The following is a 12,205-nucleotide window of genomic DNA, read 5'->3' on the forward strand; positions in this document are numbered from 1 at the left end:
AAGAGAAAAACGTGAGCGGACAAAGCTTTCATTGGTAGCAGATTACGTATAGCGGCGTCTAGCCGCGTTTCCATCGGCAGGCAACGTTTAGGTCGTTATACTAGCGCCACTATCTCTTTTCTCTAACTCTCCTCTGACTCACAAGGCTTTTTATGAACCAAGCTATGAACCAGGATGAATTAAAGGCCGCCGTGGCGGATGCCGCCATTGCAGAAATTAAATCTCAATTGGAAAAGGATACCATCTTAGGCATTGGCACCGGCTCCACGGCTAACCTGTTTATTGATCGCCTGGGCCCCCTACGCCATCACTTTAAAGGCGCGGTGGCGAGCTCTAAGGCAAGCGCCGAGCGCCTTGAGAAACTGGGCATTGAGGTGTTTGAGCTCAACAGCGTTGGCACAGTCCCTTTTTACATCGATGGCGCAGACGAAGTAAATGCCAACTTACATATGATTAAAGGCGGTGGTGCTGCGCTAACTCGCGAAAAAATTGTGGCTGCCTGTGCCGAACGCTTTATCTGCATTGCCGATGGCTCAAAGTACGTGCCTCAGTTAGGTCATTTTCCGCTACCGGTTGAAGTCATCCCCATGGCTCGCTCTTATGTCGCCCGCGAGCTGGTAGCGCTTGGTGCCGAGCCGGTTTATCGCCAGGGGGTAGTCACCGACAATGGCAACCAAATCATCGACTGCTTTGAATTTTTGATCGAAGACCCGGTAGCCATGGAGGCGCGTATCAACGCTATCGTCGGAGTGGTGACCAATGGCCTGTTTGCCGCCCGCGGCGCCGATGTTCTACTGCTGGGTACAGCGGATGGCGTAGAGCGAATGGCGCGTTAATCAAAATGCGTCAATAAAGGCACTGCGTTATCGGGGCAACAGCGCTTCTAATCCAGACAGCGTCCGGGCCAATGCGCCTTTTTGTGTTTCAATCGCCGCGCAGCCAGCACGCCCAGCCTGCTGGGCGCGCTCAGGGTTAGCAAAGTAGCCCGCCAAGGCGTCTGCTAACGTATCCGGGCTATCGACCAGCGTTAGTGCCCCTGCTGCTTGAAGCGGCTCAGCCACGTCGGCAAAGTTCTCAATCGAGGGGCCGCTAAGCACCGGCCTGCCTAACGCCGCCGGTTCAAGCACATTGTGCCCGCCCAGCGGCACTAGGCTGCCCCCTACAAAGGCCACACTGCCTGCAGCATAAAGCATCGCCAGCTCACCGAGCGTATCCCCCAGGTAGACCTGGGTTTGCGCTGTCACGGGCTGCTGTTGGCTGCGGCGGCTCACTGTCCAGCCTTCGGTTTTGCAAAGCTTGGCCACCTCATCAAAGCGCTGGGGATGACGCGGTACCAGCACCAGCAGCGCGTCGGGGTAGCGCGCAAGCACTTGGCGGTGGGCCCCAAGCAGCAGTGCTTCTTCGCCGTCACGAGTCGAGCCCGCCACCCAGACCGGCCGCCCACCCCACTCCTGGTGTAAGCGCTCACCCTCTTTAGTACTGCTATCTTGGCTGACTAACTCAAACTTCAGCGAGCCAACAATGCGAGTGATTTCAGCGTTACAGCCGAGGGCATTAAAGCGTTCGGCATCTGCCGGGGATTTGGCGGCGAGCCAGCTAATGTCGGCAAGCATGCTGGTCATCAATGGGCGCAGGCGTTGGTAGCGTTTGAAAGCGCGGGGCGATAAGCGACCATTCACTATCGCCACGGGCACTGCCTGCTGGCGACAGGCGTGAATCAGGTTGGGCCACAGCTCGGTTTCAAACAGGATCGCAAGTTCGGGCTGAACGCTGCGCACAAAGCGTCTGGCAGCACCGGGAAAATCCAACGATAGGAAGCGATGAGCAAGCCTTTCTTGGTCGGCTGCGGTTTGTTCGCCAATGATTGCTTGGGCTTGCTGAGCACCGGTCGCGGTCATGGTGGAGAGTAGCAGGCTATGTGCGGGATAACGCACTAATAGCCCCTCAATCAGCGGTCGAGCGGCGCGCACTTCTCCCACCGAGGCACAGTGCAGCCAAATACGTGGCGCGGGAGGCAGCGGCCCAAGCTGCAACCCCAGCCGCTGAAGGCGGGAGTAAGTGGGTACTTGCTCACGCCAGATACGCCAGCCAATCAGCGGTGAGAGCGCATACAGGGCCGCTGTGTAGGCAAGCCGAGGCCAGGTGGATGAAGCCATTAGCGCTCGCGGTCTAAAATGGAACTAATCATCGCCGAGGTCGAAACACCATCTTCAAAGCCCAGTACCTTGACCTCTCCGCCATTAGCGATAACTGCCGCGCCCCCGGCGATATCTTCTGGCCGGTAATCGCCCCCCTTGACCAGAATATCCGGCAACACCGCTTCGATCAGCGCCTGAGGGGTGTCGTCACTAAAGGGCACCACCCAGTCGACAGCGCCCAGCCCCGCCAACACTTGCATGCGCCGGTTAAGCGGATTAATCGGACGTTTTGGCCCTTTCAGGCGGCCGATGGAGGCGTCGTCGTTAACCGCAACGATCAAACGGTCACCCAGGCGTTTGGCCTGCTCCAGATAAGCCACATGGCCCGCGTGTAGAATATCGAAACAGCCGTTAGTCATCACCACCTGCTCACCACGCAGCTGAGCGGCGCGCACGGCCTCAACCAGCACGGTAGGCTCAATCACGCCAAATTCAGCCAGCTTATCGCCGTGTAGCGCGGTGTAGAGCTCGGCGATCGAGAGCGTGGCTGTGCCCGGTTTGGCCACTACCAGCCCTGCCCCCAAATTGGCCAGCATCATCGCTTCAGGAAAGGCATGCCCTGCCGCTAATGCCAGTCCCATCAAGCCAATCACCGTATCCCCTGCCCCTGTCACATCGAAGACTTCTTGAGCCCGGGTCGGCAAATGCAGCGGCGCGTGCCCTTCGCGAATCAGCGTCATGCCTTTTTCGCTGCGCGTAATCAGCAGCGCTTCCAGCTCAAGCTCGGCACGTAGCGCTTCGCCTCTCGTGGATAGTTCCGCATCGGTTGCGCAGGCACCGACCACCGCTTCAAACTCCGTCAGGTTGGGTGTAATTAAACTCGCCCCGCGGTACTTGCTGAAATCTTGCCCTTTCGGGTCGACCAGAACCCGCTTGCCCTGGGCCCTTGCATTGGCTATCAGGTTCTCTACTCGGTTCAGCGTGCCTTTGCCGTAGTCGGAGAGAATCACTACGTCGCAGTCGGGGAGCGCCTTTTCTACCTGGGCCAATAGTTCACTGGTATCGACGCTGTCCAGGCGCTGCTCGAAATCCAGACGCAACAGTTGCTGGTTGCGACTCATCACGCGCAGCTTGGTGATCGTTGGTATTTCAGCGCTGCGCTGGAAGTAAGTGCTTACATCGGAAGCAGTCAAGCTGGCTTCGAGCAGTTTTGCATTTTCATCATCACCGACTACACCCGCCAACACTGCGTGGCCACCTAGCGAGGTAATGTTCAACGCCACATTGGCCGCGCCGCCCGGGCGGTCTTCAACATCTTCCACGCGTACCACCGGTACGGGCGCTTCCGGAGATATGCGTGAGGTACCGCCATGCCAGTAGCGATCCAGCATCACATCGCCGACCACCAGTACACGGGCATGTTCTAACGCGGTTAAATCAATCTTCATCGGTGCTCCCTGCGCTGGCAGTCAAAGCAGTATGGGTCAGCAGTGTATCCAGTTTAGCGATAACGTCATCGGCTTTTATCAGCATCATGGCGCTTGGGTGGCGCACCCGTTGACCCCAATTCACTTCGTCTACTGACTTATGTAGATAGGTGCGTACCGCCTGAGGGTAAGCATTAACCGCAAAGTCGCGCCACAAATAGGGGGCGGCCCGCTGGGGATTGGTCGACGCGTACAGGCCCAGTGCTGGGGTTCCCATCGCATTGGCCATATGAATAGGCCCGGTATCCGGCGCGATCACCGCTTGAGCGTGATCAATCAGGGCCAACACCCCTTTCAGGGAGGTGCCGCCAATGGCGTTAATCACACTACCGGGCTGGCAAAGCGCTTCGATTTGATCGCCGATTTCCCGCTCCAGGGCGCTGCCGCCACCGGTCAGCACGCTTTTGAGACCATACTGCACCCAGGCATGCTCAATGACGCTGGCATAGCCCTCCACTGACCAATTGCGAAAGTTGCGCAGGCGCACGTTGCTGCAAGGGTTGATCACTAGGTAAGGCGCCTCACCACTGATAACCTGCGCTTCGTTGCGCGCGGTGTCGGTAACCGGCAGATTCCACTCTAACCGTTCATCCTCTACCCCCAGCACCCGGGCGAAGTCCATGAATGACTCCAGTACATGGGCATTGGGGTGCGGCGCAAGCTGGTGCTGGGTGAACCAGTGCTGAGCATCTTTGGCGCGCGCCTTGTCATAGCCCACGCGTACCTTGGCTTTAAGCCCAAGGGACAGCACGCTGGCACGGATGGCCTGTTGCATATGCAGCAGTACATCGAAGCGCGTATCGGCAAGCTGTCGCCAAAGCGCACGCATTCCGGCAATACCGGTCGCTTTGTCGTAAACAACGAACTCGACCCCGGAAAGCCCCGCCAGTAGACTGTGCTCCCCCTTGCCGATAATCCAGGTAATGCGCGCATCGGGCCACTGGCGCTGCAACGCCCGTACCGTGGGCACGAGATTGCACACGTCTCCTAGAGCGGAGAGGCGCAAAATGGCAATGTGGTTAGGCTGAACAGGCAGAGAGGGCTTCATGCGCTTAGCGGCACTCCGGCAGAAAAATGGGCTGATTTTACATGATGTAGACAGTTTATGTGACGCGCCGGGAACACACCAAATGGATCCTGCTCTGTTCACTGATGAATACTGGCGTGAACAGGGATTAATAGTGGGTGAAGCCCCAGGCCGGGGCAGCAGCCTGTTTTTACAGGTAACTCCGACCGAACAGTGGGTGTTAAGGCCCTATTGCCGAGGCGGCATTGCAGCCAAGCTCAGTGAAAAACGCTACTTATGGACCGGCGCTGAGCGCACTCGAGCATTTCGCGAGCTACGATTGACTGCTGCGCTTTTCGAGCAAGGCCTGCCAGTGCCCCGTCCTGTAGCAGGCTGTGTTATCCGCTATGGGCTTACTTATGAGGCCGCGTTGATTACCGTGCGTATTGCCGGTGCAAAAGCGCTGGCCGAGCTGTTGGTCAACGATCAAGCTGATGAAGCGCTGTTACACCGCGTCGGCGGGATAATTCGACGCTTTCACCAAGCAGGGCTAGATCATGTCGACCTGAACGCGCGTAATATTTTGATCGACCCCAGTGGTGAGCCTTGGCTGATTGATTTTGACCGCTGCAGGCTGCGCTCTCCAGGGAAGTGGAGGAAAACGAATTTAGAGAGACTGGAGAGGTCTATACACAAATTTAAACCTGCTACGCCAACCTCCCCTATCATTCAAGGATATAGAGCAACAAGCTGACCTACGCTTTATTGAACTCGGTTACAGTTTTTGAATTATGAGGACTAGGCCTGGGTTAATCGACGACGACGGCGAATCTTAGGCTGCTTGAGTGCTATACGGATGCGTTCCCTCCACGATAGCGAGGACGCCAATGCCTTGCTATCAATAGGCCAAGCAGTATGGCGAGAATAGGCAATAAAGTCTTCCTGGAAAGGATGCACACATTTGGCATGCCATGGCTTAATCGACCCAATGAAGTGCACGATACGCGGATGGCGAATAGCCGTTTCCAGAGAGGCCATATGGGGAACCAGATGCGGGTAGCGCTTCTCTACAGCCGCATAGGCCGTCGGTTGAAAATTCCACTCAACCGGTAGCGAGCACCAATCCCCTTCCAGTATCCGATTCAGGGCATCCTGGTCTGGATACCGAAAGTTGTCGCCCTCTCTCTCAAGACACTCCAGAGCCCTTTCACCCACACGCTTTTCACGCCAAGACATCAGATCGATCAGCATTACCCCTGAGTTGAAGTAGCCATCTGGTAACTTTCGAGCCCCCCCGCTGGAAGAGCTATATAGGTTAATGGTAGCCGCAGCGATATAACCATGGAGCGGCATAGACCATAACTCGGAGAGGTCGCTTCGAACTAACACATCACAGTCAAGGTAGATGATGCGTTTACAATCGGCAGGCAGATAACGATGCATCAGCAGGCGAAGCAGCGCCGCGAGACCAAAGCGACCCGCCTTGAGTCCTTGCAACGCCGCCACGTCGACGTCGATGATATCAAGGGCAGCGTCGGATCGCTCAACGGATTCGCGTAGGCTATTTTTAGTTTCCTCGCTCACGCCAGGCGTCAGCATGAAAAAGCGGATCTGTTCAATATTAATGGCATTGGCAATAATCGAAGCCATAACCACAGAACCATACCGAGCATAGGAATCATCTGCACACAGAACAATATTCATTGTGCCTCTGTATTGGTCAGGCGTTTTTCACCGAACAGATAGAAAGACATCCCGATCCCACCGAAAATGATGAAAAAATACATACCGGAACTGAAAATCAGGTAGGACTCAAATAAGTTTATGATGAAGAAAAAGGCCCACGATGCGAGCATTCCCATCCCCAAATATTGGTGCCCCCCCCCAAGTAATATAATTGTTCCTCGGAGCACCATCACCGTCAGCGCAGTCAGCGCTGCCAGCCCTAAGACACCATACGCCAATAGGATTTCCAGGTAGACGTTATGGAAATGTCCAAACATTTCTTTTATCCACTCGGGAAAAGGCCCTTCATCAATCAGCGAGTTTCGGCTTTTAGGTCCCCATCCCGTCAGGGGCCTTTCCTTAACTTTTCCCCATCCATACACCCAGGTATGAATACGAATCCCAATACTACTGAGAGGGATGTCATCTAGATTGCCTTGTCCGATAGTTTCGATCACATCCTGCTCATCTAACAGCCGCTTTTCAATGACCGGCACCATCGTGATCATTATAAGTGTGAACACACCTACTAGGGCAACAGCTGGAAACACTAGTTTGGGGCGCAACCAACGTCGCTTTCTTTGCTTAACGAAACGAAATAAGTTAATGACAATTAAGCTTAGTAATATCACGGTCAGGGCTAACCAGACCGCCCGAGTTTGGGTCACAACGACGCCCACCAAACCAAGTAGCGTCAAGACCAATGCCAGACCCCATTCGGGTTTATTAGCGCCGCAGCGAAGACAGCTGACAAACCAGCCCCCTCCCATGATCAGCAGTAGACCCAAGTAAAAGGCTGTATGTTGGGCATTAGTGTACCCAAAATCGACTCGAACGCCTGATAGCCCCGCCATCCAAGTTTCAGTGTTTGAATTAATAACTAAAGAAGTGACGATTCCAGCTAAAAAGATAAACAATAAATACTTAGCGGCATTTATAGAGCCTCTCAGCCACCAGGCCACTGCGATACAAAGGAAGAGTTTGGTCATATGCCGTGCAGCTTTGATCTGCCCATCAGCTACATCTGGAAAGCGTTCTATCGCAAAGAAATGCACTCCGACCTGAAGTGCAACAAAAGCGATTAAAAGTAGAAAAACTTTATTCCACTTAACCGTTGGGTCAGGCTCTCTGAACCAAGCAATGACAAAGCATAAAAGGAATACTGACTCCGCCGCACGTGAGACGTCAAAATTGATAAGCCACGAAAAAGCATAAATAGATAATGCGATCCAACCAACAGCATTATTTTTTGTCTTCCAACCGCATTGCGGCCTTTCTCTAACCCGTTCCATCTATCAGCCTACTCCTGTTGTGAGTTCTCCGCCTGCCTCGAAATACCCAGCGAGTCGCTCGTTGCTCACCAAGTGTTATCATTTGATTCTTTCAAAGGCATTAGGATACCAGAAACCACACTGGTGCTAGCCTAATTCATATAGGGATAACCTGCTGCGAAATCTTAGCAGGGCATCAGCAGATGCGATTGCAAACAGATGGCTAGGTGGATAAGGTCTTGGGCATCTTGAGCTGTTTTTTGAATCAAAATAATGGTGTAATTTATTGATTAAGATAGATATTATTGTTTAGACTCTTTCTATGACCTTTCTCTTTCAGACCTGTTTTAGAAATAATCTGGGCTCCTTCGCTAACGAAAACCATGGCACGTCGATAGCCTTCTCTCACTTGCCTATTACTTGTATGGGCACTTTCACTCAATAATGTCATGAAATTATTCACATCTCCTAAGTCATCCTGTCATAGCGCCTGAAGCATGCGCTATCCTGGTTTAATAATCGGCGCCAGCGCGACTAAACAACCCTGTCATGCAACTTCCGCCACACCAAAAGGACTCGCCTACATGAAGGTATTAATTGTCGTGCGTACTTTAAAAATTGGCGGCATGGAGCGAGTCGCGGTAAACCTTGCGGATGCCTTTGCCGAGCACGGCCATGAAAGCCACCTAATGTACTTCAAGCCGCGCCCTCCTCAACTTGAACCAGGTAACGAACAGGTAAACATTCACCACTTCGCTCTTTCTCAGGCCATGTGGATGTCAGGGGTAGGGGGCATGATCGAGATTGCCGCACGCCTGCTGAATAGCGTGGTACGAAAAAGCTATTTTCTACTGTCAGGCTGGTGGGGCGGAAAGCTTTTTCGTCGTGAGATACGCAGGCTAGAGCGCCAATATGGCACTTTTGACCGCATTATTTTTCGCGGCATTGGCACCTTTGAAACGGTATGGTCCTTCAAAGATCCCCGCGCCTGTTACGTCCTGGAAAATATAGTTAAAACCTCTCCTGGACATACTCCCTGGCTGGAGCGACTCAAGGCACGTTGCTTGTTTCATGACAAACACTTGATAACCGTCTCGCACGGCGTCGAAAAGCAGATTGCCACGGCTATGCAAGCGCTGACGGTGCAGCCGCTATCGCTGCGTACGATCACCAATCCATGCCCCATAGCGGCTATCCAAAGCGCAATGCACGAAGACACACCCGAACGGCCCACCACCCCTTATTTACTTAACGTCGCGCGCTTGGTGCCGCAGAAGAACCACCACCTGCTGCTGCGGGCATATGCCAAAATGCAAACTCATCTACCACTGGTCATTGTCGGTGAGGGGCCATTACGCAGCGAGCTGGAGGCGCTAGTCGCTGAGCTGGGTATTGCTGAACGCGTTACGTTTGTCGGCCGCCAATTAAACCCCTACCCTTGGATGCATCATGCACGACTATTTATCTTGAGTTCTGCGCATGAAGGCTTGGGCATCGTGCTGCTGGAAGCGCTGGCCTGCCAAACGCCAATTGTATCGGTCGATTGCCCAGGTGGGGTACGTGATATTATGACCGGCGAGCTGGAGGCTTATCTGTGTGAAATGACACCAGAGGCTTTAGCAGCCCGTGTCGATGCTGTTCTTGTAGCTGACGGCTACGCGATTGATGAGCGTTGGCTGGAACGCTTTTCCCCAGCACAAATTACTTCTGCCTTTTTGCAAGAGATGCCTGCTTCATGATTTCGGCCAATATTATTACCTTTAACGAAGAAGCCAATATTGCCGACTGCATTGCGTCAGTTCGCCAAGTATGTGGCGACATCGTGGTGGTAGATTCAGGAAGCCAGGATCAAACCACTACCATTGCTCGCGAGCTAGGCGCCAGGGTGGTTCAACAGGCCTATCTCGGTGATGGCATCCAAAAAAATATTGCACTTGAGCATGTGGAGCACGACTGGGTGCTCAGCCTGGACGCCGATGAACGTTTAACAACAGAAATGGTCGCAGCCATTCGTCAGCTTGACCTTGCGGCCACCGAGCATGATGCGTTTGCCTTTCGTCGGCGAAACATGATCGGTTCGCGCTGGATCAGGGTCTGTGGCTGGTATCCCGATTACTGTATTCGTCTCTACAACCGACAGCATGCACGCTTTGCGGACGTTAAGCAGCACGCTAGCGTAGTAGCCGCGAATCCCAAAAGAATCAACGCCGATATTGTGCACCACTCGTTCGAAAACCTGGGGCAGTTATTTGCGAAGCCAGGACGCAATTTCAGTGGTCGTGCAGCGAAGATCATGTTCCAGAAAGGAAAGCGCGCCAATGCATTTTCACCGTTTGTACATGGCCTGAATGCCTTTGTACGCAAATATATATTTCAGCGAGGCTTTATGGGCGGGGTCGATGGAATGACCGTAGCAATCAGCGCAGGACTCAATAGCTACTTGAAGTACGCCAAGCTACTCGAATACCAGCGTGACCCTAAAGTGCTTGAAGCAGAAGACTTTAATAAGATTTGGTGATTCATGCACATTACTCATGTAAATCTGGCACGAGGTTTTCGCGGTGGCGAGCGCCAGACTGAGCTATTAATTGAGACGCTGGCAGCGCAGCCTTCGAATCACGTTACACAGACACTGGTTTGCCGACAGGACTCTCCCATGCGTCAGCACCTGCTCGACGTAAAGGGGCTCCGTTTTCAATCAGCCAATCATCAATTGGCTGGACACTATCGATTAGGTGATACCCAGCTTGTTCACGCTCATGATGCAAAAGGTGTTCATTGGGCTTACTTACACTATCGCCTAACAGGCACACCCTATTTAATTACTCGACGCGTTGATTCGCCTGTCAAACGTAAGTGGTTTAACCAGCAATGTTATTCTCATGCCTCCGCACGAGTTGCTCTTTCCCATGTTATAAAGCGTCTTCTGGAAGCAAATCAGTGGGGCGACGTTAAATTAATAGCAAGTGCTTACGCTCGGCTAGCCCCTTCACCTGACGCCACACGTATTTTTCGCGAGGATTTTGCCAATAAATTTTTGGTAGGCCACGCAGGGGCCGTGGTTGATCGCCATAAAGGGCAGCGGTTATTACTGCAGGCGGCGCAGAAACTTGAGCGACAAGCGCCTGATATACAGTTTATTTTTTTAGGTGACGGCGAAGATGCAAAAACGCTAAAAGCAGAATCCTCGTCACTTAGCAATGTTTCCTGGCTAGGATTTAAAAGCAATATTGCCGACTATCTAGCTGGCCTGGATGTGTTTGCATTTCCTTCACGCAATGAAGGCTTGGGCTCCGTTTTGTTGGATGTAATGCAGTTAGGTATTCCTGTCATCGCTACTGACGTTGGTGGTATACCCGATATCGTTCAGCATGAGCAGACGGGGTTACTCATACCAAACAATGATGCAAATGCATTAGCCAACAGTATTATGCGATTAAGAGACGACGCCGCTCTTCAGCAGCGGTTGGTTCATAGAGCCACTGAGCGTTTAGATCAATACAGTCCTCAGTCAATGACAGCATCATATTGGCATCTCTATCAAGCAATCGTGAGTTAATGGCTATGCTTGTTGCGAAAGCGCATAAGAACCTTCACAAGCTGGTTTTTTATGTTCAACATACTGCTCATCGCCTGATCCCCACTGCTTTATTACAGTGGCAGCGGAAACGCTTGTTACGCTCACTAAAGCGCTTATCGAAAGAAGAGCAGAAAAAAATACTTTATCGCGTTAATTACTGTAATAGTCTCGATAACTGCACTGAACTACCTGATCAGGCAATAAGCTTATCTAATTTTAAACGTGAAAAAAGCGGAACCTACTACTTGGACCTGCTGGGCCTATTGCGTTACTTTTCGCCCGAGCTGAAGTTCTGCTATCTCTTCGGCGATGTAACAACGGTACCAAGCGTGGCTACCTTGGTAAAAAGTCGCCCTATTAATAAGCATAATCAAAACTCGGTATTACTTAAGTTAAATCGCGTACGTCACTACTATACGGTCAAAGACCCTATTCCCTATGATGACAAGCTTGATCTTGTCGTGTGGCGGGGAGCTTGCCACCAAGATCATCGACGCCAATTCGTGCGGGATTTTCATGATCACCCTTTATGCAACGTGGGTGATGTTCACAAAAATGCTCTGGGTCAGCCTTGGCATCGTCAATTCATGTCGGTGCAGGAGCAGCTGAAGTATAAATTCGTACTCAGTATCGAAGGAAAGGATGTTGCCACAAACCTTAAATGGATAATGGCCTCTAATTCCCTCTGCTTGATGAGACGGCCTCGCTTTGAGACATGGTTCATGGAGGGCACTCTGTTACCCGGCTATCACTATGTTGAGCTCAAGGAGGACTACTCGGATCTTGAGGAGAAAGTCACCTATTACCAAGAAAACCCCGACGCCGCCAAAAGGATCATTGCCAACGCGAACTGCTACTTTTCTCAATTCATGGATACAGAACGGGAACGCTTAATCAGCCTATTGGTTATGCAGAAATATTTTGAGTATACCCAACAGTCTTTCAGTAGTTGTCGTTTTAACTAACACCTCTGTTGTCATTCTGTAGACAATTACGTC

The 12,205-nt window shown here is 52.3% G+C and carries 11 protein-coding genes; 6 read left to right on the top strand and 5 right to left on the bottom strand.

The window, feature by feature from the left end:
- The first annotated feature begins 164 nt into the window (after positions 1–164).
- Positions 165–836, top strand: coding sequence for a ribose-5-phosphate isomerase RpiA (gene rpiA / locus V8L70_RS17455; protein WP_336270235.1), 672 nt, complete (start codon positions 165–167; stop codon positions 834–836).
- Positions 837–863: 27 nt separating this feature from the next.
- Here rpiA and waaA read toward each other — a convergent pair whose 3' ends face one another.
- The 3 genes from waaA to V8L70_RS17470 are packed head-to-tail and all read right to left on the bottom strand — an operon-like array spanning position 864 to position 4,673.
- Positions 864–2,156: a lipid IV(A) 3-deoxy-D-manno-octulosonic acid transferase gene (waaA, locus tag V8L70_RS17460; protein ID WP_336270236.1), complete on the bottom strand. Its 1,293-nt coding sequence runs from the start codon at positions 2,154–2,156 to the stop codon at positions 864–866.
- The gene (gene hldE, locus V8L70_RS17465) at positions 2,156–3,586 is read right to left on the bottom strand and encodes a bifunctional D-glycero-beta-D-manno-heptose-7-phosphate kinase/D-glycero-beta-D-manno-heptose 1-phosphate adenylyltransferase HldE (protein WP_336270238.1); all 1,431 of its coding nucleotides are present in this window, start codon (positions 3,584–3,586) and stop codon (positions 2,156–2,158) included. Before hldE ends, waaA begins: the two co-directional genes overlap by 1 nt.
- Positions 3,576–4,673 carry a glycosyltransferase family 9 protein gene (locus V8L70_RS17470; protein WP_336270241.1) on the bottom strand — a complete coding sequence of 366 codons (1,098 nt, stop codon included), beginning with the start codon at positions 4,671–4,673 and terminating at the stop codon, positions 3,576–3,578. The genes hldE and V8L70_RS17470 overlap by 11 nt, the downstream gene beginning before the upstream one ends.
- Here V8L70_RS17470 and V8L70_RS17475 point away from each other — a divergent pair.
- Positions 4,672–5,385 carry a 3-deoxy-D-manno-octulosonic acid kinase gene (locus tag V8L70_RS17475; protein WP_336270243.1) on the top strand — a complete coding sequence of 238 codons (714 nt, stop codon included), beginning with the start codon at positions 4,672–4,674 and terminating at the stop codon, positions 5,383–5,385. The two genes, V8L70_RS17470 and V8L70_RS17475, sit on opposite strands and share 2 nt — an antisense overlap.
- 44 nt (positions 5,386–5,429) lie before the next feature.
- Here the strand turns inward: V8L70_RS17475 and V8L70_RS17480 are convergent, their stop codons facing one another.
- Complete coding sequence (locus V8L70_RS17480) at positions 5,430–6,335, bottom strand: glycosyltransferase family 8 protein (protein WP_336270244.1); 906 nt, start codon at positions 6,333–6,335, stop codon at positions 5,430–5,432.
- Positions 6,332–7,648 carry an O-antigen ligase family protein gene (locus V8L70_RS17485; protein ID WP_336270245.1) on the bottom strand — a complete coding sequence of 439 codons (1,317 nt, stop codon included), beginning with the start codon at positions 7,646–7,648 and terminating at the stop codon, positions 6,332–6,334. Before V8L70_RS17485 ends, V8L70_RS17480 begins: the two co-directional genes overlap by 4 nt.
- Positions 7,649–8,211: 563 nt before the next feature.
- Between V8L70_RS17485 and V8L70_RS17490 the strand changes: the two genes are divergently transcribed.
- The 4 genes from V8L70_RS17490 (at position 8,212) to V8L70_RS17505 (ending at position 12,172) form a co-directional block, all read left to right on the top strand.
- On the top strand, positions 8,212–9,366 hold the full coding sequence (locus V8L70_RS17490) for a glycosyltransferase (RefSeq protein WP_336270246.1): 1,155 nt from the start codon (positions 8,212–8,214) through the stop codon (positions 9,364–9,366).
- A complete protein-coding gene (locus tag V8L70_RS17495) occupies positions 9,363–10,145 on the top strand; it encodes a glycosyltransferase family 2 protein (RefSeq protein ID WP_336270248.1) in 783 nt (260 codons plus the stop codon). Before V8L70_RS17490 ends, V8L70_RS17495 begins: the two co-directional genes overlap by 4 nt.
- Positions 10,146–10,283: 138 nt before the next feature.
- Entirely contained in the window at positions 10,284–11,186 is a 903-nt protein-coding gene (locus tag V8L70_RS17500) for a glycosyltransferase family 4 protein (protein ID WP_336270249.1), read from the top strand.
- On the top strand, positions 11,186–12,172 hold the full coding sequence (locus V8L70_RS17505) for a glycosyl transferase family 90 (protein ID WP_336270250.1): 987 nt from the start codon (positions 11,186–11,188) through the stop codon (positions 12,170–12,172). Before V8L70_RS17500 ends, V8L70_RS17505 begins: the two co-directional genes overlap by 1 nt.
- Positions 12,173–12,205: the final 33 nt, after the last annotated feature.

It is taken from the genome of Vreelandella arctica (assembly GCF_037070215.1).
In the GTDB taxonomy this organism is placed as follows: domain Bacteria; phylum Pseudomonadota; class Gammaproteobacteria; order Pseudomonadales; family Halomonadaceae; genus Vreelandella; species Vreelandella arctica.